The 22,988-nt window shown below is 60.5% G+C and carries 26 protein-coding genes and 1 pseudogene; 10 read left to right on the top strand and 17 right to left on the bottom strand.

Going from position 1 to position 22,988, the window contains the following annotated elements:
• Positions 1–142: 142 nt before the first annotated feature.
• From hcnC to ACQ4MY_RS13955, 6 genes are all read right to left on the bottom strand, one after another.
• Positions 143–1,402, bottom strand: a complete 1,260-nt coding sequence (gene hcnC, locus ACQ4MY_RS13980) for a cyanide-forming glycine dehydrogenase subunit HcnC (protein ID WP_440095526.1) — start codon at positions 1,400–1,402, stop codon at positions 143–145.
• Positions 1,395–2,804: a cyanide-forming glycine dehydrogenase subunit HcnB gene (hcnB, locus tag ACQ4MY_RS13975; protein WP_008082370.1), complete on the bottom strand. Its 1,410-nt coding sequence runs from the start codon at positions 2,802–2,804 to the stop codon at positions 1,395–1,397. The genes hcnC and hcnB overlap by 8 nt, the downstream gene beginning before the upstream one ends.
• Entirely contained in the window at positions 2,801–3,115 is a 315-nt protein-coding gene (locus tag ACQ4MY_RS13970) for a (2Fe-2S)-binding protein (RefSeq protein ID WP_440095525.1), read from the bottom strand. The genes hcnB and ACQ4MY_RS13970 overlap by 4 nt, the downstream gene beginning before the upstream one ends.
• Positions 3,116–3,355: 240 nt before the next feature.
• The gene (locus ACQ4MY_RS13965) at positions 3,356–3,904 is read right to left on the bottom strand and encodes a hypothetical protein (protein ID WP_440095523.1); all 549 of its coding nucleotides are present in this window, start codon (positions 3,902–3,904) and stop codon (positions 3,356–3,358) included.
• A 218-nt stretch (positions 3,905–4,122) separates the two neighbouring features.
• Positions 4,123–5,052, bottom strand: coding sequence for a hypothetical protein (locus tag ACQ4MY_RS13960; protein WP_440095521.1), 930 nt, complete (start codon positions 5,050–5,052; stop codon positions 4,123–4,125).
• Between the two features lie 192 nt (positions 5,053–5,244).
• Positions 5,245–5,547, bottom strand: a complete 303-nt coding sequence (locus ACQ4MY_RS13955) for a hypothetical protein (protein ID WP_440095596.1) — start codon at positions 5,545–5,547, stop codon at positions 5,245–5,247.
• Between the two features lie 198 nt (positions 5,548–5,745).
• Here ACQ4MY_RS13955 and ACQ4MY_RS13950 point away from each other — a divergent pair, with 198 nt between their 5' ends.
• A complete protein-coding gene (locus tag ACQ4MY_RS13950) occupies positions 5,746–6,429 on the top strand; it encodes a response regulator transcription factor (protein ID WP_008082365.1) in 684 nt (227 codons plus the stop codon).
• The gene (locus ACQ4MY_RS13945) at positions 6,407–7,801 is read left to right on the top strand and encodes a sensor histidine kinase (RefSeq protein WP_008082364.1); all 1,395 of its coding nucleotides are present in this window, start codon (positions 6,407–6,409) and stop codon (positions 7,799–7,801) included. The genes ACQ4MY_RS13950 and ACQ4MY_RS13945 overlap by 23 nt, the downstream gene beginning before the upstream one ends.
• Positions 7,802–7,942: 141 nt before the next feature.
• On the opposite strand, the pseudogene ACQ4MY_RS13940 reads toward ACQ4MY_RS13945, so the two are convergent.
• The 4 genes and pseudogenes from ACQ4MY_RS13940 to ACQ4MY_RS13925 form a co-directional block, all read right to left on the bottom strand.
• Positions 7,943–8,023 (bottom strand): annotated as a pseudogene (locus ACQ4MY_RS13940) (SRPBCC family protein); the annotation flags it as partial.
• Positions 8,024–8,222: 199 nt separating this feature from the next.
• Positions 8,223–8,633 carry an SRPBCC family protein gene (locus ACQ4MY_RS13935; RefSeq protein ID WP_440095520.1) on the bottom strand — a complete coding sequence of 137 codons (411 nt, stop codon included), beginning with the start codon at positions 8,631–8,633 and terminating at the stop codon, positions 8,223–8,225.
• A 24-nt stretch (positions 8,634–8,657) separates the two neighbouring features.
• A complete protein-coding gene (locus ACQ4MY_RS13930; RefSeq protein WP_158835883.1) occupies positions 8,658–9,455 on the bottom strand; it encodes an SDR family NAD(P)-dependent oxidoreductase in 798 nt (265 codons plus the stop codon).
• Positions 9,455–10,504 (bottom strand): aldo/keto reductase, encoded by a 1,050-nt coding sequence (locus ACQ4MY_RS13925; RefSeq protein WP_440095519.1) that lies wholly within the window; start codon positions 10,502–10,504, stop codon positions 9,455–9,457. The genes ACQ4MY_RS13930 and ACQ4MY_RS13925 overlap by 1 nt, the downstream gene beginning before the upstream one ends.
• 112 nt (positions 10,505–10,616) lie before the next feature.
• Here ACQ4MY_RS13925 and ACQ4MY_RS13920 point away from each other — a divergent pair, with 112 nt between their 5' ends.
• The gene (locus ACQ4MY_RS13920) at positions 10,617–11,513 is read left to right on the top strand and encodes a LysR substrate-binding domain-containing protein (RefSeq protein ID WP_008082358.1); all 897 of its coding nucleotides are present in this window, start codon (positions 10,617–10,619) and stop codon (positions 11,511–11,513) included.
• A 181-nt stretch (positions 11,514–11,694) separates the two neighbouring features.
• Positions 11,695–12,354: a methyltransferase family protein gene (locus ACQ4MY_RS13915; protein ID WP_440095517.1), complete on the top strand. Its 660-nt coding sequence runs from the start codon at positions 11,695–11,697 to the stop codon at positions 12,352–12,354.
• Positions 12,355–12,466: 112 nt separating this feature from the next.
• On the opposite strand, the gene ACQ4MY_RS13910 is transcribed toward ACQ4MY_RS13915, so the two are convergent.
• Both ACQ4MY_RS13910 and ACQ4MY_RS13905 read right to left on the bottom strand, forming a co-directional pair.
• Complete coding sequence (locus ACQ4MY_RS13910; protein ID WP_440095516.1) at positions 12,467–13,135, bottom strand: HAD-IA family hydrolase; 669 nt, start codon at positions 13,133–13,135, stop codon at positions 12,467–12,469.
• 56 nt (positions 13,136–13,191) lie between these two features.
• Entirely contained in the window at positions 13,192–13,605 is a 414-nt protein-coding gene (locus ACQ4MY_RS13905) for a response regulator (RefSeq protein WP_158831720.1), read from the bottom strand.
• A 199-nt stretch (positions 13,606–13,804) separates the two neighbouring features.
• Here ACQ4MY_RS13905 and ACQ4MY_RS13900 point away from each other — a divergent pair, with 199 nt between their 5' ends.
• Complete coding sequence (locus ACQ4MY_RS13900; protein ID WP_440095514.1) at positions 13,805–14,746, top strand: class I SAM-dependent methyltransferase; 942 nt, start codon at positions 13,805–13,807, stop codon at positions 14,744–14,746.
• Positions 14,747–14,848: 102 nt separating this feature from the next.
• Here ACQ4MY_RS13900 and ACQ4MY_RS13895 read toward each other — a convergent pair whose 3' ends face one another.
• Positions 14,849–15,631: a helix-turn-helix transcriptional regulator gene (locus ACQ4MY_RS13895; protein WP_440095513.1), complete on the bottom strand. Its 783-nt coding sequence runs from the start codon at positions 15,629–15,631 to the stop codon at positions 14,849–14,851.
• A gap of 310 nt (positions 15,632–15,941) precedes the next feature.
• Here ACQ4MY_RS13895 and ACQ4MY_RS13890 point away from each other — a divergent pair, with 310 nt between their 5' ends.
• Positions 15,942–17,060: a DmpA family aminopeptidase gene (locus ACQ4MY_RS13890; RefSeq protein WP_158831715.1), complete on the top strand. Its 1,119-nt coding sequence runs from the start codon at positions 15,942–15,944 to the stop codon at positions 17,058–17,060.
• Positions 17,061–17,497: 437 nt separating this feature from the next.
• Here the strand turns inward: ACQ4MY_RS13890 and ACQ4MY_RS13885 are convergent, their stop codons facing one another.
• Positions 17,498–18,130 (bottom strand): TetR/AcrR family transcriptional regulator, encoded by a 633-nt coding sequence (locus ACQ4MY_RS13885; RefSeq protein ID WP_440095512.1) that lies wholly within the window; start codon positions 18,128–18,130, stop codon positions 17,498–17,500.
• A gap of 163 nt (positions 18,131–18,293) precedes the next feature.
• On the opposite strand from ACQ4MY_RS13885, the gene ACQ4MY_RS13880 reads away from it, so the two are divergent.
• Complete coding sequence (locus ACQ4MY_RS13880) at positions 18,294–18,734, top strand: hotdog fold domain-containing protein (RefSeq protein ID WP_008083085.1); 441 nt, start codon at positions 18,294–18,296, stop codon at positions 18,732–18,734.
• A gap of 64 nt (positions 18,735–18,798) precedes the next feature.
• Here ACQ4MY_RS13880 and ACQ4MY_RS13875 read toward each other — a convergent pair whose 3' ends face one another.
• Positions 18,799–19,485, bottom strand: a complete 687-nt coding sequence (locus tag ACQ4MY_RS13875) for a GNAT family N-acetyltransferase (RefSeq protein WP_440095511.1) — start codon at positions 19,483–19,485, stop codon at positions 18,799–18,801.
• Here ACQ4MY_RS13875 and ACQ4MY_RS13870 point away from each other — a divergent pair.
• Positions 19,484–19,714, top strand: a complete 231-nt coding sequence (locus tag ACQ4MY_RS13870; RefSeq protein WP_440095510.1) for a hypothetical protein — start codon at positions 19,484–19,486, stop codon at positions 19,712–19,714. The genes ACQ4MY_RS13875 and ACQ4MY_RS13870 overlap by 2 nt on opposite strands.
• Positions 19,715–19,728: 14 nt before the next feature.
• On the opposite strand, the gene ACQ4MY_RS13865 is transcribed toward ACQ4MY_RS13870, so the two are convergent.
• Positions 19,729–20,286, bottom strand: coding sequence for a YceI family protein (locus tag ACQ4MY_RS13865; protein WP_440095509.1), 558 nt, complete (start codon positions 20,284–20,286; stop codon positions 19,729–19,731).
• 189 nt (positions 20,287–20,475) lie between these two features.
• Positions 20,476–21,834 carry an MATE family efflux transporter gene (locus ACQ4MY_RS13860; protein WP_440095507.1) on the bottom strand — a complete coding sequence of 453 codons (1,359 nt, stop codon included), beginning with the start codon at positions 21,832–21,834 and terminating at the stop codon, positions 20,476–20,478.
• A 156-nt stretch (positions 21,835–21,990) separates the two neighbouring features.
• Between ACQ4MY_RS13860 and ACQ4MY_RS13855 the strand changes: the two genes are divergently transcribed.
• Positions 21,991–22,554 carry a chorismate mutase gene (locus ACQ4MY_RS13855; RefSeq protein ID WP_440095506.1) on the top strand — a complete coding sequence of 188 codons (564 nt, stop codon included), beginning with the start codon at positions 21,991–21,993 and terminating at the stop codon, positions 22,552–22,554.
• Positions 22,555–22,752: 198 nt separating this feature from the next.
• Positions 22,753–22,988, top strand: a 236-nt coding sequence (locus tag ACQ4MY_RS13850; protein ID WP_440095504.1) for a hypothetical protein, incomplete at its 3' end; no start/stop codon positions are given.

Genomic DNA, 22,988 nt, shown 5'->3' with positions numbered 1-22,988 from the left:
CCAGATCAAAAGATCGCAGCCTTCGGCAGCTCCCACATTGGTCCTTGTAGGAGTGAGCCTGCTCGCGATGGTGGTGGGTCAGGCGACTTATTCGGTACTGACGGATTGCGATCGCGAGCAGGCTCACTCCTACAAGGGGGGGTCAGGCCAGTTCTAATTCCAATGCTGGTTTGACCGATGCCACTTCGAAACGGTCCGCCAGGAACGGTGTGATGTCCAGCGGCAGCGGCTCGTCGTTGACCAGTTTGTCGAGCAGTACGCCGGTGATCGCCGAGGTCAGGATGCCGGTGCGGAAGTGTCCGCAGGCATTCAGGTAACCTTCTACGCCACGCATTGGCCCGAGGATCGGCAACTCATCCGGCGACCCCGGGCGCAAGCCTGCCCAAGTGCGTTTCAGGTTGACGTCCTTGAGTTCCGGCAGACAACGCACGGCGCCCTGCACCAGCCCGGCGATTTCCGGGTAGGTGGTGGTGACGTCGAAACCTTTGTCTTCGGTGGTGCTGCCGATGAGGATCTCGCCGTTGTCCTTTTGCGCCACGTAGCAGTCGCTGGTGGTCAGGCAGCCGTTGAGGATCTTCGGCATGCGCTCGGTCAGCAGGATCTGGCCTTTGACCGGTTTCACCGGGATCCGAATCCCCGTCGCCCACTCACTCAAATCCGCCGCCCAGGCACCGCTGGCGTTGATCAGGGTCTTGCAGTGGAACACGCCCTGCTCGGCCGTCTGCACGCCGGTCACCCGCGTGCCGTGATGCAACACGCCAGTGACGTTGGTGTTGACGTAGATGTCGACGCCGTTCTGCCGCGCGCCTTCCATGTATGCGTCGGCGAGGCGGAACGGGCTGACCTGGTGGTCGCAGAGAAACTCCAGCGCCCCGCGTGCCTCATGGCTGACGCTCGGTTCGGCTTCGCGCAATTGCGCTTGATCGAGCCAACGCACCTGATCGGCCAGATGCGGAATGCAGCCGACGATGTGTTCGGCGTAGAGCCGGTCTTCATCGTCATAAATCACGAATTTCAGCCCGGTCTTTTCAAACTTGAAATCCATCCCGTGGTTTTCTTTCAGCTCGCGGTGCAGCGCCGGGTACAGGGCGTTGGACTGCAAGGCGAAGTCGAAGAACGACTCCGGCAGGATGTGCGGCGTGCTCGCGTCCACCGCCACCGCCGCGCCCTGGGTTTCACGCTTGCGGTTGGCCGACATCATGCGGAAGAAAATCACCCCGCAGCCGAGGCCGACCGATTCACCGATCGCCCACAAGCCACCGGCCGAGGCACGGGTCGCATTACCCGGGCGTTTGGCATCGATCAACGCGACCTTGAGGTTTTTCCGTTTGGACAGTTGATAGGCGCATGACGCCCCGATCACGCCACCACCGGCGATGACCACATCGTAGAACTTACTCATGGGCAGCGGCCTCCGTGCCGACAGAATGGAACGCAGAAAAAGGTATCGGATCAATCGGAAAACGCGGCCGCAGCCAACCGACGTCCGTGCGCCCGGTGGCCTGACGCAGCCGGTCGCTGCAATAGCCAACGCACATCCGCCCCTGGCAGTCGCCCATGCTCACGCGGGTGCGCATTTTCAGGCTGGCGATGTCCTGCACGCCCTGCTCCAGCGCGCGGTCGATGTCGGCACGGGTCGCGTGTTCACAACGGCAGATCACCGTGTCGGCGGCGGGCAATGCGGTCTGGCCGACGCCGCGTTCGGTGTAGCGGTCGACGGCGGCGCGGAAGCGTACGATGGCTTTGAGTTTGCTCAGGTAACGGTCACGGCGCACACGCGCCAGTTCGTCTTCAAGCACACCGCGCTGCAACAGGATTGACGTTGCGGCGATCTTGCCCGCGAGCATCGCCGCTTCACCGCCACGAATCCCGCCCATGTCGCCGGCCAGGTGTACGTGGGGTTCGTTGCTTTGCTGCCAGAGGTTGGCATTGGCGCGCAGGTAACCGTCGTCACTGAAACCGTGATCCAGGCCCATCTGCTGACTCAGTTGCGTGCGCGGAATGAAGCCGTAACCAACCGCCAGGGTCTTCGCTTCGAAGCGTTCGACACGCGACAGGTCAGGCTCCCAGGTGGCCGAATACGGTGCGACGCTGACGCTTTTCAATTCACCCTCACCATGGGCATCGACCACACCCCAACCGTACTGCATCGGGATGCCGTGCAGTTTCAGGTAGGCGAGCATGCTCAAACCGTCGAGAAACAGCTGCGGCTTGTTCAACAGCGCCAGGCTCTCACGGGCAATCTTGCCGAACGCACAGGCCTCATACACGCCGGCCACGCTGACGCCCGAAGCGTGCAACTGCGTCGCCACCAACGGCAGCAACGGCCCAGTGCCCGCGATGATCACCGGCCCTTGCGGCTTGACCACGCCACTTTTGATTTGCAGTTGCAGGCCACCCAGCATGATCACCCCCGGCAACGTCCAGCCCGGGAACGGCACGCTGCGCTCATGGCAGCCGGCAGCGAGCAGCAACTGCGAATACTCGATCTCATGCAACTGCTCGTCGCCGTCCAGCACCACCAGGGCGCGGGTGCCTTCAGCACCGACCACGCGGTGGTTGAGGCGCACATCGATCAGCCCGGATTGCTCCTGAAAATCACCGTGCAGTTTGCCCAGCGCCTCGGAATAACGCGGGCCCAGATAATCCAGTTGCACACCGTCACGCAGCGGCCCGCGATAGACCACACCGCCCAGGCGCGAGGCTTCTTCCAGCAAGGTGCAGCGCACACCGTGGCGCGCCAGTTCGATGGCCGCGGCCATCCCCGCCGGGCCACCGCCGACAATCACCGGTTGCAGGTTCATACGACCTCCTGCGCGCTGATGCGGTTGACCTGGGTTTCAATCTGCATGCCGTCGCGCACCACGGTCTGGCAGGCGCGGCGTTTGTGTCGGCCGTTGATTTTCACCAGGCAGCACTGGCACACGCCCATGCCGCAGTAGGCACCGCTGATCTGATCGTGATCGTTGCGTGCGATCTGTCGCACACCGAGGGACTGGATAACGCTGAGGACGGTTTCGCCGATGGCGGCGGTCACCGCTTGGCCATTGATGTGGACGGTCATATCCGCCTGCGCCAACGGCTGGATATCGAAGGATCTTTCTAGGCAGTGCATTGCAATGTTCATCCGTGAAATTTCGGTTGAGGTTGTGTCAGCTCCTTGCTGCACTACACCGTGTCGACGCGTTTATAGCTGTGATTGGGGCGTCGACGCAGGTACTCCGTCAGCGCAACCAAGGTGCGCGTGAAGCACTGTAGTTCATACCTCAGCAAAGGCCTGGATCATTTACGTTAGGCGATATCGCCAGGCGAAATATTGATCCAGGCCAGTGAAAACAGTCGGATTGTTCAACGATCAGCTGGAGAAGACGAACTGCCCCTTGATCTTTTTCGCGCCGATAAAACCCAGGTCCGGGAACAGCAGCGATTTGACCCAGCCGGCGTAGAACACGATCGCGAAAGTGATGCCGACGGCAATCACGGTCGACAGAGGATCCTCCTCATAGCCTTTGAACATGCGCGACACTTGGCTGATGTTGAGGATGATGAAGACCGTGTAGGCCGCCGCGACGTTTTTGTAGAAGCACCAGGCAAACAACAGCGGGACGCCGCCGGCGATCAACATCATGGTCAGTGCCAGGCCGGCGCTGACTTCGTAAAACAGAAAGAACCCGGACACCGCACCGATAAACGCCTGAATACAGATCAGCACGATCAACAGCGTGACCTTGAGTGAGTGTTTTTCTCTGAGCGCCGGATCCGGCCGGGCACCGATCCACGCCGCCAACACCCGATCCTTGACCTTGCCGCCCGACAGCGCCTTGAACGTTTCGGTTTTCGAACGCCCGGCCTCGAGCATTTCCACCAACTGGCGCTTGATTTCCTTCTTGTCCAACGTGTTCATCCTTAAAGAGGTAAAAGCGGCCGATCCACTTCCGTCGGCGATTCTCGCCGCTGGCCCCCCAGAATGCAAAAAGCCGCTACCACCCGAAGGTGGCAGCGGCCGAGGCATGGGCCCCAATGGTTCGTTGAATCAGTGCACGAACAGGGCGATCAGGATGATGATCGGGATCGGTACACCGAGGAAAAACAGCAGTAATGAGCGCATGGTGATGCTCCTTGTTAACGGACTGGAGTGGTCGTGGTGTAGGTGTCGACTTCAACGTACTCAACCGCATCCCGGCGACGACCGCCGAAGGTGGCTGCGAAGCTGGCAAAGAACGCACCGGCCAACAGCGCGACGAACATCCACAGCGACGTCAGGGCAGCGACTTTGGCGGCAGTGTCAGCGGCTTGTTGAGCTTTCAGCTTGGCGTCGGCAATGGCTTTTTGAGTGCGGGCGTAGATCTCGTCGACACGACGTTCAGCATCGGCCTGACTGAGGTTGGTCCGTTGTGCCACCAGTTGCGCCAGATAGGTACGGTCTTCGGCGCTGAGCTGACCGTTGGCCAGGCTCTGGGCGAAGATGCGCGCTACGGCGCCATGTGCGGCGTCATCGCTCACAGAAGCCGGACGGTCATCGCGGAAAAGGTTGTCGATGTAGTAGCCGTACTGGTTGCTGTCAGTGTTGGCCGCAGCGGTACCGGCTGCTTGGGTCATTGCGCTGGCTGCGCCGCCAGCGACACTGGCACCGGCCTGCACACCACCACTGATGACGCTACTGACCGAGCCCACCACCAGAATCGCAGTGACCAGCGTCGCCACACACCAGGCGAGGAAGCCATGGGCGGTATCACGGAAATACACTTCATCGCCGTGCATGTTCGCCCACTTCACCCGCAGGCGACCGGCGATGTAGCCACCCATGCCGGAAGCGATGATTTGCGTCACTGCCAGCCAGACGATTGTCGATATGCCCAGGCCCTTGGCGCTGACGCCCTCTCCGGCCCACGGTGAAACGGCAGAGAAACCCAAACCGAAACCGAGCAAAACCAAAATCATCGACAGGGCAGCGGCAGCCGCAGCACCGGCGAAAATCGCGCCCCAGGACACGCCCGAAACGCTGCTCGACTCTTCAACGGCGGGATAAAACCCATCAGGGGATCTATTCATTGTTGTTCTGCTCCAGGCATGAAAAATGGTGTTACAACTCGTCACGAGAGGAATTGCAGCGACCGTGCCAGAAACCGAAATAAAATAAATCGTTGTTATTCAGTAAGTTACAAAGAATGAACTTCCTAAGACCATGCAATTTGCAACAAGCGCCCGATAACAGCGGGTTTTATGCATTGGCACAAATGCCAGTTATTTACGTTTGTAGCTCTTGTTACCGCTTGGCGTCAGGCAATACACCCCGCCACGTGGTCCGGTACAGAATGAACCGGTACCACAGGCGCAACCCTCATCGCTCTGGAGGAAATTTTGCGGCCGTGCCTGCTGGCGCTCGCCAAACATCGCTGCGCAGCTTTTCTTCGAGCCGCTGATCGAGCCGTCATTGCACAGGAACAAGTCGCCGTCGCAGCGATCAATCCCGCCTTTCTTCCCCGAACAAGGCGTGTTGGCCGCCCAGGACGAAGCGCTGCCGATCACCAGCAACAGTCCGAACATTGGCATCCAGCCACGGCGAATCGAAGTACGCACGGAACCACTCCTGTTTTAAATTATGGCCAGATGATATCAACGTTCGTGCAAATTAATCGCCAAGGCGCGCAAATGACAGCTACAACATGAAAGTTAATTTAAAGCGTCACGGAAAATTCTTGGCAAAATGCTGCCATTCCGTTTGAACCGATCAAGGCCTGCGCTATGACTCGTATATTGACCATCGAAGACGACGCCGTGACCGCCCGGGAAATCGTCGCCGAACTGAGCAGCCACGGGCTCGACGTCGACTGGGTCGACAATGGCCGTGAAGGCCTCGACCGCGCCGTGAGCGGCAATTACGACCTGATCACCCTCGACCGCATGTTGCCGGAACTCGATGGTTTGGCCATCGTCACCACGCTGCGGACCATGGGCGTGGCCACGCCGATTCTGATGATCAGCGCGCTTTCCGATGTCGATGAACGCGTGCGCGGCTTGCGTGCCGGTGGCGATGACTACCTGACCAAACCGTTCGCCACCGATGAAATGGCCGCGCGGGTTGAAGTCTTGCTGCGCCGCCAGAACAGCGTCGCCACCCAGGCGACGACGTTGCAGGTCGCCGACCTTGAGCTGGATTTGATCAGCCACGAAGCGCGCCGCGCCGAGCAGGTGCTGACGCTGCTGCCGACCGAATACAAGCTGCTCGAATTCCTCATGCGCAACAGCGGCCAGATCCTCTCGCGGATGATGATTTTCGAGGAAGTCTGGGGTTATCACTTCGACCCGGGCACCAACCTCATCGACGTGCATATCGGCCGTCTGCGCAAGAAGATCGACGCGGTGGGCAACGTTCCGTTGATCCGCACGGTACGGGGCTCGGGTTATGTCATTGCCGAACCCGTCTGACGGCTGGCGCTCCTCCAGCAGCCGTTTGCTGGCGCTGTACAGTTCGCTGTTCGTGGCCTGGAGCGCGATCCTCATGGGGGTCATGTATTACGAGGTGTCCGGTTACCTCGACAACCTCGCCAAACATTCGCTGATGCAACGTCAGCATTTGTTCTCGCATTTTCGCGGTGCGCAACTGGAAGAAGCCCTCGCCGCGAGCATGACCTTCGACATTCGCGGCATCGACGCCTATGGCTTGTTCGATGCGCAGGGCACGTATCTGGGCGGCGCGCTGCAGCAGATCCCCGAGGGCCTGCCGCTGGACGGCAAGATCCATATGCTCGCCGACTGCGCCGATTCCGACGACCCGACCCTGCCCAATGACAGCTGCGACGCCGTCGCCACACAAACCCGCGACGGGCGCTGGCTGGTGTTGCTGCGCGACAACGGTTCGTTGTTTGCGGTAACCCGGATCATTTTGCACGCGTTGTTCTGGGGTGTGTCGCTGACGATTCTGCCGGGGATTGCCGGCTGGCATTTGTTGCGGCGGCGACCGTTGCGGCGTATTCGTGCGATCCAGGCCAGTGCGCAGTCGATTGTTGCCGGCGACCTGACGCACCGATTGCCGCTGTCCAACCGTCGCGATGAACTGGACATGCTCGCGGCCATCGTCAACGCCATGCTTGAGCGCATCGAACGCTTGATGAATGAGGTCAAAGGCGTCTGCGACAACATCGCCCATGATCTGCGCACCCCGCTGACGCGTCTGCGCGCGCAGTTGTATCGCATGCAGCAGCAGGCTGGCGAAGGTTCGCAGGAAGCGGCGCAACTGGATCTGGTGCTGGCGGAAGCGGATACGCTGATGGCGCGGTTTCGCGGGTTGTTGCGGATTTCCGAGCTGGAGGATCGGCAGCGGCGCTCAGGGTTCGTCGAGCTGGATCCGGTGCAACTGCTGGAAGAGCTGCATGAGTTTTACCTGCCGCTGGCCGAGGAAGGCGAGCTGCGTTTCGACTTGAACATGCCGGAGACGTTGCCTGCACTCAATGGTGATCGGGCGTTGCTGTTTGAAGCGTTGGCCAATCTGCTGAGCAACTCGATCAAGTTCACGCCACCCGGCGGCACGGTGATGCTGCGCGGGGTGAATGCCGGTGGGCAGACGCGGATTGAAGTGCACGATTCCGGCCCGGGGATTCCCGAGGCCGAGCGCGAGGCGGTGTTCCAGCGTTTCTATCGCGCCGAGGGCGGGCAACCGCAGGGTGGTTTTGGTTTGGGCCTGTCGATTGTCGCGGCGATTGTCAGCCTGCATGGCTTCAGCCTTGAAGTCGGCAGCAGCGATCTGGGCGGCGCGAAACTGCTGCTCGATTGCCGACAGAGCCTGATCGAAAATTCCTGACCTCCACCTGATATTCCAGACTAATACGGTCCTTGTGGGAGCTGGCTTGCCAGCGATAGCGGTGGTTCAGTCACCTTCGTTGGCGACTGACCGACCGCCATCGCTGGCAAGCCAGCTCCCACAGGTTTTTGTGTTGGATGATTAAGCGGGGTAGTTGGCGCGCAACGCTTCGAGGCCGCCCTGGTAGATGCCATTGAACAGCGCCACCACTTCCTCATCAGTCTGGAAGTCGGCATCCGGGTGGCGCGAACTGCTGCTCGATTGCCGACAGAGCCTGATCGAAAATTCCTGACCTCCACCTTGGAGTGCAACCCCTGTAGGAGTGAGCCTGCTCGCGATAGCGGTGTGTCAGTCAACTTATTCGTTACCGACTGATTGCTATCGCGAGCAGGCTCACTCCTACATTGGATCGAGGTGTTCCTCAGGTTGGGCAGTTGGCGCGCAGCGCTTCCAGGCCGCCCTGGTAGATGCCGTTGAACAGTGCCACCACTTCTTCGTCACTCACGCCTTTGGCGTTGAAGCGGCCCGACCATGTGACCCGGGCGCCCTGCCCCTGGGCTTCGACCTTGATCGTTGCCAGATAATCAGTGGCCGGGAACGGCGCCTGTTCGATCGAATAGCTGTAAGTCTTCGCGGCATTGTCGAACGCTTGCAGGCGCTCGACCACCACGCCGCCGTCAGCGGTTTGCAGGGTGCGCACACGCCCGCCGTCGCTCAGCTCGCTGTTGGGGATGAACGGCAGCCAGTCCGGCAGCGTGTTGAAGCCGCCGATCAATTGCCAGACCTGATCGGCCGAAGCCGGGATGTCGATGGTTGCAGATGCTATAGGCATAAATAAACGTCTCTCTTGAACAATTCAGATGGTCAGGCTGTCGACCACGCCGCCGTCGACGCGCAAAGCTGCGCCAGTGGTGGCCGAAGACAGGGGCGAAGCGATGTAGGTCACCAGATGCGCGACCTCTTCTACATCCGCCACGCGCTGGATGATCGAGGTCGGGCGGGCCTTGAGCACAAAGGCATCGGCTTCATCACGCAGGCTGCGCCCGGATTCGGCGGCGGCATCCTTGAGCATGTCTTGCAGGCCATCGGTGAAGGTCGGTCCCGGCAGGATCGCATTGACCGTCACCCCGGTGCCAGCCAGACGTTTGGCCAAGCCGTGGGACACCGCCAGATTGGCGCTTTTGGTCACGCCGTAGTTGATCATGTCGGCCGGTGTGGCAACGCCGGATTCCGAGGACAGGAAAATCACCCGGCCCCAGCCCTGCTCGACCATCGCCGGCACGTAATGCCGCGCCAGGCGCACGCCGGAAATCACGTTGACTTCGTAGAAGCGTGTCCACTCGCTGTCCGGCGCTTCGAAGAAATCGACGGCGTCGAAGATGCCGAGGTTGTTCACCAGAATGTCGGCACGCGGTTCAGCCGCAAAGAGTTTTTGCGCGCCTTCGGCGGTGCCCAAATCCGCCGTCAAACCGCGCAATTGTGCAGCCGGGACTTTCTCGCGGATGCTCGCCAGCGCCTGTTCGACCTTGCCGGCGTCACGACCAATGACGACCACCGTGGCCCCCGCCTCAGCCAATGACTGGCTGATGCCCAAGCCAATGCCCGCCGTACTGCCACTGACAATCGCCAGTTTGCCACCCAAATCAATCTTCATTACACACCTCCCATGTAGGAGCTGCCGAAGGCTGCGATCTTTTGATCCGGCAACGGCGCCCGTTCAGAAACCAGTTTCGCGTCACGCAAGGCCTGCCAGAACCCGGCAGGAATGACCGCCGACAACGCCGCCACATCTTCAGCAATCCGCCCCGGCTTGCTTGCACCGGGAATCACCGCCGCGACCGCTGGGTTGGCCAGTGAAAATTGCAGTGCGGCAGCTTTTACATCGACGTTGTAGGCCGCGGCGATACGCTTGATCTGATCCACCCTGGCGATGATCTCAGGACTGGCTTTCTGGTATTCGAAGTGCGAACCACCGGCCAGAATCCCCGAGCTGTACGGCCCGCCGACGACGATTTCAACGTTCTGCGCCAGCGCCGAATCCATCAGCCGTTGCAGGGGACGTTCGTGGTCCAACAAGGTGTAGCGACCGGCCAGCAGGAACCCGTCAGGCTGGGCTTCCGTCAGGTCGAGGGTCAGTTCACACGGCTCGACTTTGTTCACGCCCAAACCCCAGCCCTTGATCACACCTTCTTCGCGCAAACGGGTCAGCACTTTGAACGCGCCGGTGCGGGCCTGATTGAAGTATTCCAGCCATTGATCCCCGTAGAAGTCCTGGGCGATGTCGTGAACCCAGACGATGTCGAGGCGATCAGTTTGCAAGCGCTTGAGGCTGTCTTCGATCGAACGCATCGTCGCGTCAGCGCTGTAGTCGTTGACGATCTTGTTCGGGCGACCGTGTTCGAACACACCACTTTTTTCGCCGAGATCACGGGCAGCGGCGTCTTCGACTTCGTCGAGAATTACCCGGCCGACCTTGCTGCTGAGCACGTAGTCGTCGCGGTTGTACTGCTTCAACGCTTCGCCGAGGCGAATTTCCGACAGGCCCGAGCCGTAGAACGGCGCGGTGTCGAAGTAGCGCACGCCGGCATCCCACGCGGCATGCACGGTGGCTTGCGCTTCTTCCTCGGCAATTGCCCGGAACATATTGCCCAGTGGTGCGGTGCCGAAGCCCAGTTGGCCGGGCAGTTTGTCTTTCAAGCTCATTGGATGTTCCTCACAGGTTCTGGGTCTGCGTGACCGTTGAGCAGATCCTAGATTGCGACACCGAGACCGTCCAAGACATAATGCGCAGCACTTGAGTCCCTATAGGTCTGACATGATCGACATCCGCCAATTGCGCTACTTCGTCGCCGTCGCCGAGGAAGAACACGTCGGCCGCGCCGCCGAACGGCTGCACATTTCCCAGTCGCCCCTGAGCCGGCAGATCGCGCAGCTCGAAGAACGCCTGGGCCTGACCCTGTTCGAGCGCAGCCAACAGCGCATTCGCCTGACCCGCGACGGCCAGACCTTTCTCGCCGAAACCCGCGCCCTGCTGACCCACGCCAATCGCCTCGAATCCCTCGGCAAGCGCCTGGGCCGTGGTGAAGAAGGCGGCCTGTGCATCGGCTACATCGAGAACGCCATGCATGCCGGGGTTTTGCCCAATGCCCTGCGCGTGTTGCGCGTTGATCGGCCCAATGTGCATGTCGCCTTGTACAACTTGAGTTCCGCCGAACAACTTGAAGGCCTGCGACAGCGTAGTCTCGATATTGCGTTGGTGAGTGAGCCGCCGACCGATGACGACCCGGATCTGCTGGGGTTTCAGGTGCTGGATGATCCGATGCTGCTGGCATTGCCGGAACGGCATCCGCTGGCGCAGCAAGCCGTGTTGAGCCCGCTGGACCTGGCCGGGCAGGAATGGATCGGCGTGCAGCCGCGTCAGGATGCCAGTGATGAGTTTGTCAGCGCGTGCATCCGCGCAGGCTTCACGCCGGATGTGCGCATGCAGGCGACCGAGCCGTTTACCGCGCTGGGGCTGGTGGCGTCGGGACTGGGGATTGCGATGATTCAGAAAGGCTTGAGCCATAACGCGCCACCGGGCGTGGTGCTGCGCGAAGTGCCGTGGCTGGCGTTTACCACACCGCTATGGGCAGCGTGGCACCGGATCAATTTGCGGCCCTTGGTAGAAACCTTTCGCACGGTTTTGACCGGTAGTGAGATTTCCGCTGACTGAACGGGCCTCATCGCGGGCAAGCCCGCTCCCACAGGTTCATCGGTAGGCGTACGCCGCCAATCCCTGTAGGAGCTGCCGAAGGCCGCGATCTTTTGATCCTGCTTTAAAAAACGCCATCAAAAGATCGCAGCCTGCGGCAGCTCCTACACTGAATGGATCAGCAGCCTGCCGTGAGATCGCCATGAGAATGTCAGCGCAAATGACCGTGGTCGCGGTGCTCGCCACCCTCGCCTATCTGGGCCTGGCCGTGTGGGGAATCGGCGGCGTGGCGATGTTTTTCTCCCACGGCTCGCTGGTGCTGGTGGCGCTGGCGACGGTGGCCATGGTGGTGGCCTCGCTGTTTACCGAGGTCAACCTCAGTTCCGGGGAACGCGAGGACCGGGCCAATCGCTGGGTGCTTCCGGCGTTCGGGGTCATCGGTTTGATCAGTGGTTTTCTGCCGGCCTATTGCGACCGCATCAATTTTTGGACGTTTGGCGGCGAAGGCGTGCGTTGGCTGGGGGCGTTGCTGTTTATCGTCGGCGGCGCGTTGCGGCTGTGGCCGGTGTTTGTGCTGGGGCGACGGTTCAGTGGTCTGGTCGCGATCCAGCCGGGGCATCGCCTGGTGACGGACGGGATCTACCAGCATCTACGCAATCCAAGTTATCTGGGCCTGGTGGTGAATGCCGTGGGCTGGGCGCTGGCGTTTCGTTCCAGCGTCGGGCTGGTGCTGGCGGCGTTGACCTTGATTCCGTTGATCGCCCGCATTCATTCCGAAGAAGCCCTGTTGCGCGCGCAGTTCGGCGCCGAATATGACGCGTACTGCGCACGCAGCTGGCGCCTCATCCCAGGACTCTACTGAATTCGCACAACGTACCCCATGCAGGAGCTGCCGCAGGCTGCGATCTTTTGATCTTTATTTTAAGAAGCAAGATCAAAAGATCGCAGCCTGCGGCAGCTCCTACAGGTCGGGGTCAGTTGGGTTGGAGGTGGAGCTTGCCGTCGTTGTCGATTTTGACGCTGATGTCGGCGTAACTGGCCAATGTCGCGTGCGCCGTTTCAAGCGGATGCTGGTGCGTCGTGGTGATGATCATCAACGCCGCGCCAGCCGCTTCGGCGGCCTGGATGCCGACGGTGGCGTCTTCAAAAATCAGGCAGTCGCGCGGTTCAAGCCCAAGACGTTCGGCCGCCAGCAGGTAGCCGGCCGGGTCGGGTTTGCCGGCCTTGACGTCTTCCGCGGTAATCATCACGGCCGGTTCGGCAATCCCGGCGGCAGCCATTCTGCGCAGCGCCAGATCGCGCGGCGCTGAAGTCACCATCGCCCAACGATCGGCAGGCAGGCTGCGAAGAAACGCCGCCGCGCCGGGAATTTCAACGATGCCTTCAACGTCGTCGATTTCCGCCTCGGTGATGAACGCCGCTTGCGCCTCGGCGTCCACGCCCGGCAGGTTCAGGCGATTGATCGTGTCGATGGCCCGGGCACCGTGAATGGTCGGCAAAAACGTCTCGACCTCCACGCCATGGCGCACGGCCCAGGCGGACCAGATCCGCTCAGCGGCGGCGATGGAGTTGAGGACGGTGCCGTCCATGTCGAACAGAAACGCGCCGAACGCGCGGTTGAATAGAACATCTTGAGCAGGCAAAGGGTCGCATCCTCTGGCAAGGGGCCGGGCAGTTTTGCCCGGCAATGTAGCACTTGTCAGTGCAGACGCGGCGCCTTGGATTTGAAGGCGCTGTCGACACAGTCGAGCAATTGCCCGATGGCCCAAGGCTTCTTGATGAACGCCACCGGATGCTTGACCCCTGAGGTCTCGGGCGTTTCATAGCCGGACATGACCATCACCGGCTTGTCCGGCCAGCGATCGCCGACCAGATTCGCCAGGTCGGCGCCGTTGAGGGTGCCAGGCATGGTGATGTCGGTGAGCAACAACGCCACTTCCGGCGCGTGTTCCTCAAGGTATTGTGATGCGGCGTCGGCGCTGGTCTGCGGCTCGACCTTGAAACCTTCCTCCTGAAGAATTTCGCAGAGAAACTCCAGAATCAACGGATCATCCTCAACTACCAGAATCAACCCGCCAGGAAGGTGCGCGCTCGCCGTAGGTGTTGGGCACATGAACTGGCACTCCCGGAATTGCATTAACGATTTAGCGGCTTGAATCCGCTGCTTATCAGGTATGAGCAGCGCGCCCTGCAGAAATTCATTTTTGATACAGCTCTTTTCCAAAAGTGTGTTTTGGCGGGGTCGCACCGAGCGTTCGCGACGGCGTATTTGTGGTTAAAATGCCGGCCCTTTTGCTCGCCGACGTTGACCGATGAACCCTGAAGCCCTCGCCACCCTCCACGCCCATCTGCTGCCTGCACTGGCGGCCGCACCGAGCGAAACCCGTCGCCTGTTCCACGGACGCGGGCGCTGCTGGCCGGGGCTTGAGCAGTTGACCGTGGACTGGTTGCAGGGCGTAGTGCTGGTGTCGCTGTTCAAGGAGCCGGAACCTGAGCAGCTGGAAAACCTCAAGCGTTTGCTGCTGGACCTCACCGGTACTGAGCAATGGCAGCAGTGCGCTGCGAAGACGCTGTTGATCCAGCACCGCTACCTGCCGCAAAGCACGGCTGAATGGTTGCTGGGCGATGAGATCGACGAAATGACCATCGTCGAGGGCGGCTTGCAGTATCGCGTCGATCTGGGCCGCAAGCAGAACGCCGGGCTGTTTCTCGATATGCGTTACGGGCGCAACTGGGTGCGCGAACAGGCCGACGGCAAACGCATCCTTAACCTGTTTGCCTACACTTGCGGTTTTTCCGTGGCGGCCATCGAGGGTGGCGCCAGCCATGTGGTCAACCTCGACATGTCACGGGCAGCGCTGAGTCGCGGTCGCGACAATCACCGCTTGAATGGCCATGACTTGAGCAAAGTCAGCTTCCTCGGTCATGACCTGTTCAAATCCTGGGGCAAGGTGATCAACAGCGGTCCTTACGACCTGGTCATCATCGATCCGCCGTCGTTTCAGAAAGGCAGTTTCCTGCTGACCAAGGATTATCAGCGCGTGCTGCGCCGCCTGCCGGAATTGCTGACGGCGCAAGGCACGGTGCTCGCGTGCATGAATGACCCGGCGTTCGGCCCGGACTTTTTGATTGATGGTGTGACCGAGCAGGCGCCCGGCCTGCGCTTCGAACAGCGCCTGGAAAATCCGCCGGAATTCCCGGATGTTGATCCTGAGAGCGGCCTGAAAGCCCTGGTCTTCCAACGCATCAGCTAACCCCGTGTAGGAGCTGCCGCAGGCTGCGATCTTTTGATGTTGCTGTTAAAACACAAGATCAAAAGATCGCAGCCTCGTTTCACTCGACAGCTCCTACAGTAATCATCCATCGCGGTTTTGGCGCAGCACCAGGGCGAACAATTCGCCGTGTCCGGTGACATTGAGCTTGTGGTACAGATTGCGCCGATGGACTTTGACCGTCTCCGGCGATATGCCCATTTGCTGGGCAATCGCTTTGCTGGAGAAGCCCTGCAAAATCAACCGCGCGGTGTCGACCTCGCGCACGGTCAGGCGCGCTTCAAAGCGATCGAGCAAGGTCGCCAGATCCCCCACCACTGCTTCAGCGGCTGGCCCTTGCGGCGGCAGCAGTTGCACGTGTCGATGCATCGCTGCCAGCACCCAATCGCGCACGCACAAGAGCCGGCCCTGCTCGCTCGCGCTGAACGTCGTCGAGCGCCCCAGTGACAGGCCGAGCACGCCCGCCTCGACATTGATGATGAACTGCAATTCGTCTTCGCCCACCACCGAGCGAAAGTAGCTCTGGTAGTACTCGCTGTGCAGGAACTGATCCGGCGCCACCGACGCCAGGCTGTGCAAACCATCGGCAATGCCGGTGGTCGCGGTTTGATAGAACGGATCGAGCAGGTACATGCCTGCGGTGTAACCGGCCAGTTCTTCCTGGTCGTCCGGGCGGCCCTTGCTGTCGAAGTCGATCAGCAATTGCGGCGCCTGCCCCGCCGTCATCACCGCAACCAGTGCGTTGTCCAGCGGCACCAGCAGCCGCAGGGTGTCGACCAATGCGCGCCAGAAAGCATCCTGCCCGACGCTGGCAAATACCCGCGCCAGACTTTGATGCACCGGCAACTCCTGCAACAACGCGTCCACGCTCTACCCCTTTTGTATAACCCATGAAGGGAATGGGTCAGGCGCAGTCGGCCCGGTAGGCTGACCACTGTTGTTCATCACCGGCCACATGCCAGCAGAGCCGCATCATGCGGGGGCGGTGTGGGGATATCAACCGGTGCCTGAGCGTGGTTCAGCATTTGCAAATACCGCCTGACCCTGTGGGAGCTGGCTTGCCAGCGATGGCATCCGTTCAGCCGATACATCCGTCGGGTGAAGCACCGTCATCGCTGGCAAGCCAGCTCCCACAGGGTTGGCGATCGGCCCAATATTTTTAGAGAGACAGATATCGATGAAACCTCGCGCCCGTGACCTGAATATCCGTATCGGCCAGATGCACCCCGGCCCGCTCAACGCCATCACCGATGTGCCGGGCATCCGCGTCGGCCACAGCAATGTGCGCGGTCGCAGCAGCGCCGGGCGCGACATCTGCACCGGCGTCACGCTGATCGAGCCGCGCCTGGGTTCGACCAGCCAGCAACCGTGCTTTGCCGGGGTGCATGTGCTCAATGGCAACGGTGATGCCACCGGGCTTGAGTGGATTCGCGAGGCCGGATTACTGACCAGCCCGATCGCGTTTACCAACACCCACAGCCTCGGCGTGGTGCGTGATGCGCTGATTGTGCTGGATCGTGAGCAGCAACCGGACGATGGCCGTCTCTACTGGAACATGCCGGTGGTGCTGGAAACTTACGACGGGCTGATCAATGACATCAACGGTTTTCACGTCAAGCCTGAACACGTCGCCGAAGCCATGCGCAACGCGGTCGCCGGCCCGGTACAGGAAGGCGCGGTGGGCGGTGGCAGCGGCATGATCTGCCATGAATTCAAGGGTGGCATCGGCACAGCATCACGCCGTTTGAGCGATGCTCAGGGCGGCTGGACGGTGGGCGCGATCGTGCAAGCCAACCACGGCATTCGCAGTGAATTGCGGGTCGACGGTTACCCGGTCGGCCGCTACATGGAACAGGTGGATTCACCGTTCCTGCGGGCCTCGTTGCCGCATCCGGGCATGGGTTCGATTGTGGTCTGCCTGGCCACCGACGCACCGCTGCTGCCCCATCAATGCACGCGACTGGCGCAACGCGCCAGCCTCGGTCTGGCGCGCACCGGCGGCGGTAACGAGGATCACAGCGGCGACATCTTCATCGCCTTCGCCACCGGCAATGATCACGTTCCGCCGGCCGCGTATGAAGGCAAAGGCGCGTCGACCTGCGAGGGTTTGCGCATGGTCAATAACGACCACATCAGCGAGCTGTTTCTGGCCGCCACGGAAGCGGTTGAAGAGGCAATCATCAACGCCCTGCTCGCCAGCGAAAGCACCGCCGGCAATGGCCATGCCGTGCCGGGGCTGGATGCGCAAACCCTGCTCGCCGCCCTCGACAAGGCCGGCTGGCCCGGCGCCCGCTAACCCCACACCTCCCCGGTAGGATCTGACGAGTGAAACGAGGCTGCGATCTTTTGATCTTTAGAGACAAGAGCAACAGATCGCAGCCTGCGGCAGCTCCTACAGGAACGGCGTCACCCCCCCCCCCGGTAGGAGCTGTCGAGTGAAACGAGGCTGCGATCTTTTGATCCTCAGAAACAAGAGCAACAGATCGCAGCCTGCGGCAGCTCCTACAGGAACAGCTTCACCCCCCCCCGGTAGGAGCTGACGAGTGAAACGAGGCTGCGATCTTTTGATCCTCAGAAACAAGAGCAAAAGATCGCAGCCTGCGGCAGCTCCTACGGGGGTTAGGTGACGAGTTGTACGCGACAATCATTGCAATGCTCGAAGGAGCCGCCGCCTCACGGGCTCTACTTCCTCTCCGCCAAAGCGTTTTCAGGCTGTTTTTTTTCCCTCGTAAATCACGTGTCCAGCAGTGATTCATCGCGAATCGAGCGCCATGCCGCTTGCGCCAGCAACTCGCGATACGCCGTCGGGCTGCCCTTCACCCTGCCGGCCAGCCAGGCCCGGCAATAGCTATCGGCCTGACCGATGATCAGCGACGGCAACAACTCGGCGGGCAACGCCTTGAGTTCGGCGGCGCGTCCGGATTCGGCCAGCCAGTCACGCAGGCGCAAATTGCGCGTCTTGTTGCGCTCGGCCAACTCCTCCTTGAACGGTCCCTTGGTCACGGCGAACCGCGCGTGGTACTGGAACCGTGCCCATTGCGGCTGCTGCTCGACCCAATCGAGGTAACTGAACACCAGCGCCTGAACGCCTTCTTCGGTAGTTTTTGCCGCGTCGAGGTAGGCGTCGCGCAGACGCGCCTGATCGTCCAGCGCGGTAAAGAACAGCGCCGCGACCAGACCTTCCTTGTTGCCGAAATGGTGGTAGATCGCCCCGACGCTGGTGTCACATTCGGCACGAATCATGTCGATGGTGGTGGCTTCGATCCCCTGCTCGTTGAACAGGCTCAGCGCCTTGCGAAAGATATCGCGCTTGAGTTCGGCGCGGCGTCCGGGGTAGCTGCGTTCCAGTAAATCGGCGGTTTCCATGCGGCTTGCGACCCGAAATCAACGAAGGGAAAAGGCACATAGTGCCCAATGCGAAAACGTGCATAGGTTGACAGAATTCCTCTGAACAGAATACCGTTCCGCTACAGAACATTGTTCTGTAACGGAACATAATTCCGCAAATTACGTTCAGCGAGGAATCTCCATGAGTCAGTTTCTCAGCATGTTCAACAGCGCAGGTCCGCAAGCTTTCAGCCAGATGGCCTGCCAGGTCGCACCGTATTTCAGCACCATCAATCCGCTGGTGACGGAACTGCGAGCGAATGCGGCAACCGTGCAAGTGCCCTTTTGTCGCGAAATCACCAACCACCTCGGCACCGTTCATGCGATTGCCATGTGCAACGCCGCAGAACTGGCTGCCGGGATGATGACTGACGTGTCGATTCCGCCCGGCGCGCGCTGGATTCCCAAAGGCATGACCGTGGAGTATCTGGCCAAGGCGAAAACCGATGTCACAGCGCTAGCCACTGGCGAGGGCGTGGATTGGCAAAGCGCGGGCGACAAAATCGTCAATGTGGACATTCACGATACCGAAGGCAAAAAAGTGTTCACCGCGCGGATCACCATGAACGTCAAACTCGGCTGAATGGCGGGTACAAAAAAGCCCTTGCTGCGGGATTCCCGGCAAGGGCTTTTTTGCCGAAGAAGTATCAGTGCACCGTCAGGCGCTGGCGGACAAATTCTTCGGTATGTCGGGTGGTCTGGTCGAGATGGCGGTCGCGCTGTTTCTCCGCGTCGAGCATCGCCCGTTTGCTGTTTTTCTGCAGCAGGTAGGTGTGAATCTGCTGCACTTCCAATGATCGGTAAATCGGTGTGGTATCGATAAAACCGCGCAGGCCGTTGCTGCGGTAATGGCGGGTACTCATCAGCACTTGCGTCTCGCGCTGACCTATCACTTCAAAACCCAACGCTTCGAAGTACGGGACTTTGCCAACGGTGCAGGCCAGCTCGGCATGCGGATAACGCCCGACCATTTCGCCAATCATTGTCCGCGCCACACCCTGGCGCCGATACCCTTCGCGCACCGCCATGTAAGCGACGCTGCACGCCTCCCAATCGCCCTGCACCGGCAGGTACAAGAGAAAGCCGATGACCTGTTCCGGATCGTCATCATCGGTGGCCACCAACAACTCCACCTCAGTGCCCTTCTCGCCGTTCAACGCCTCCAGATACAGATGCACCTCATAGCCGACCGCATACTGATAGACGTTGTACAGCAGATTGCTCGGGCCAAGACCGACCGCACTGATATCAGTCAGGTAGTCGACAACCATCTGCAGAATCTGGCTGTTGACGCCCTCGGGGCATGGGGTTTTGTAGTGGGTGATACGTGGCATGACGAGCGACTCCGGCAAAAAACGCCCCATCATACCCTGTCCCGATATCCCCCCTGTAGGAGCTGCCGAAGGCTGCGATCTTTTGATCTTGTCTTTTAAAAAACAACGTCAAAAGATCGCAGCCTTCGGCAGCTCCTACATTGAGGAGAATTTCATCTGCCGGAAGCGGGACCTTTCGCCGATTCAGCGTCCATTTTTCAAGCTGCGTTCCTATTCCACGCAGGCCTAGGGGAGTTCTCGGCGTCACTGCTGTGGCGCCACCACCTTGAACTTGATGGCGATGTCTTTCGACACCACGGTGTCCGCCCACTCCCCTGCGCCGAGGCCAAACTCGTCGCGCTTGAGCAGCAGTTCACCGTCGAAAATGCCGATGTCACTGTCCGGTTTCAATTCCACCGGCACCTCCACCTTGCGGGTGATGCCCTTGAGGGTGAGCTGGCCGGCGATCAGGTAGCGGTGCTCGGCGACTTGGGTGAAACGGCTCGACTCAAACACTGCGACAGGGAATTTAGCCGTGTCGAACCATGCCGGTTTGACCAGTTCAGTGTTGGCGTCTTCGCTGCCGGCATCAATGCTATTAAGGTCGATGTGCAGGGTGGTGTGGGCGCTGGCGAGGTTGTCGGTGTCGAAGTCCAGCGTCGCTTCGAACTTGCCGAAGGTGCCGTACATCCGCGAGCCCATCTGGTTGTAGGTGAAACTGATCTGGCTCGCCGTGGTGTTGACCCGGTTGTATTCGACGGCCTGCGCGGCAGGGATGGCGCACAGCACACACGCGCCGGCCAGCAGCATTCGGATCGACATGGGATTCTCCGGGCGAAGCCAGCCATCAAGGGTCTCGATTGACTTAAGCAAACATCCGCCGGTTGCGCCAGTCGCTGACACTGCATCGATTCACGCCCCATGTAGGAGCTGCCGCAGGCTGCGATCTTTTGATCTTGTTTTGCAAAAGCAACATCAAAAGATCGCAGCCTGCGGCAGCTCCTACAGGGATCAGACCAGGCGTTCGATTTTCTGGTGTTGCCAGACGAGTTTGTAATACAGCGTCTGCAGCACCAGCATCGCCAGATACGCAACGGGAAACGCCATCCACACACCCTGCAAGCCATACTGGCTGTCCAGCCAATACGCCGCCGGCAACTGCACGCCCACCACGCAAATAATCGCGATGACCACCGGCACCAACACCGTGCCGCTGGCGCGCATGATCCCGCCAATAATTGCCTGGAAGCCGAACACCAACAGGCTCCACAACATGATGTGCAGCAGATGTTCCGCCATCGCCCGGGTCGAATCCTCGGTCAGGAATAACCCCAGCAGCCAGTGCGACAACAGGTAACCGAGCACGATCAAACCGCCAGTCAGACAGACGTTGATCCACAGCCCGGTGCGCAGAATCGGCCCCATGCGCTCCAACCGCCCTGCCCCGATCGCCTGCGCGCCAAGGATCGACGCGGTGATCGCAATCGACAGCGCCGGAAACTGCACGTAGTTGACGATCTGCGTCACTGCGCCGTAGGCCGCTGTCGCTTGTGAGCCATGCTGGTTGACCAGCGCCAGAATCACCAGCTCCGACAGCGACAGCACAATCATCTGCACCCCGGTTGGCAAGCCGATGCGCAGCACCTTGCCGAGAATCGCCCCGTCCAGTTTCAGGGCCGCGAAAAACTCGCGATCCGGCGCCAACGGATGGCCCTTGCGAATCAAACGCCATGACAGCCACGCCATCGCCGACAGCGTGCCCGCCAGCCCGGCATACGCTGCGCTCTGAATGCCCATCTGCGGCAAACCGAACCAGCCGCGAATCAACGCCGGCGTCAGCGCCAGCCCGACACACGTCGACACCACCAGTGCGAGCAACGGCGACAACGTATCGCTGACCCCGCGCAACAACTGGGTGAACAGCACAAACACCAACATCGCCGGCAGGATCCACATCATCACGTGCGCATACGCCACGGCATCTTCCAGCACATCCGCCGGCGTCCCCAGACCGGTCAATGCCTGACGCGCAAACACACTGCCGAGCACGGCCGCCACCAGCCCGATCAACACCCCCAACAACAACGTCGCCCCGGCAATGGCCTTGACCATGTGCGGCTCCCGCGCCCCCCACGCCTGACCAATCAACACCCCGGCCCCCGCCCCGAGGCCGATCACCAGGGCAATGAAAAAGAACACGATGGGGAACATCCCCGACACCGCCGCCAACGCCTGAGTGCCAAGCATCTGACCAATGTAAATGCTGTTCACCGTGCCCGACATCGATTGCAGGAAGTTGGACAGCACCATAGGGGCCAGGAACAGCAGGTAGGTATGCCAGAGGGGTTTGGTGGTGCTGGGGGTTTGCATTGACTGGAGGTCCATCTCGACGGCGGAAGGGCTGATTGAGGATAGCTTCGGTGAGTTGGCGGCGCGGTGCAATTAACATTTCACATCCGCATTTATTGTCAGTAGCCGGCTGTGGTACACAGCCACCCATCCATGTTTTTTTAAGAGGCTCTGTTCATGCTCCGCTTGCCAACTTTACTGCCCTGCACGTTCCTCGTTTTATTCGCTGCGACTGTGCAAGCCGCCCCGTCCACACCACCCGAGTCCTTGAAACCATTGCTGGAAACCCTGAACGAACGGCTGAACATCGGCGACCTCGTTGCGTTGACCAAATGGGACAGTGGCAAGCCGATTCAGGACAGCCCTCGGGAGGCGCAAGTTATCGCCAATGCCCGCACGCTGGCGACGCAGTACACGCTGGACCCGGAAGAGGTGGCGCAGTTGATCGCCGCGCAAATGGAGGCTAATAAACTGGTGCAGTACGGGTTGCTTGCGCAATGGCAGGCGGCGGGGGCGGCGCCGGACACGCCGCGTCCGGACTTGGGCCAGCAAATTCGGCCACGGCTGGATGAGCTGCAGAGCCGACTGCTGCAGCAGTACGCGGCGTTTGCGGCGCATCGACGGGATGCGGATTGTCCGGTCTGGCTGGCGACGGCGCGCAGTGGGCTGACGGTGGATCGGTTGCATGAGCTGGCGTTGGTGCGGGCTACGGGGGAGTTGTGTGTTCGGGCGGCGCGTTGAGGCTGGGGCAAGATCAAAAGATCGCAGCCTGCGGCAGCTCCTACCGGGGTTGGCCACGGCGGGAGAAACAGTGGAGAACGTGGGGGCGGTTAAACATCATTGCGGTCGATGGTCACCATCACGGCAATGAAGTTCTCATAAAAAATCCTCGGCGTAACATCGGCTCCAGACAAACCCATACCCCCGGAGCACACGATCATGAAACGCCAAGCCCTTCTCAGCATCGCCTTCTCGGTTTTCGCCATTAACGCTTTTGCCGCCACCCCGACGCACACTCTGGTCGCCGAAGGCGGCTCGGACCGGTTGATTGAAAGTCGTGTGGCTGAAGGTGGCTCGGATCGTCTGATCGAACGCCGCGTTGCCGAAGGTGGTTCGGATCGTCTGATCGAGCGCCGTGTTGCCGAAGGTGGTTCGGATCGTCTGATCGAGCGCCG

Source organism: Pseudomonas sp. SM4, assembly GCF_051913165.1.
Taxonomy (GTDB): Bacteria; Pseudomonadota; Gammaproteobacteria; order Pseudomonadales; family Pseudomonadaceae; genus Aquipseudomonas.
The sequence above is the reverse complement of the archived record's forward strand: the minus strand, read 5'-3'. Positions and strand labels throughout refer to the sequence as shown.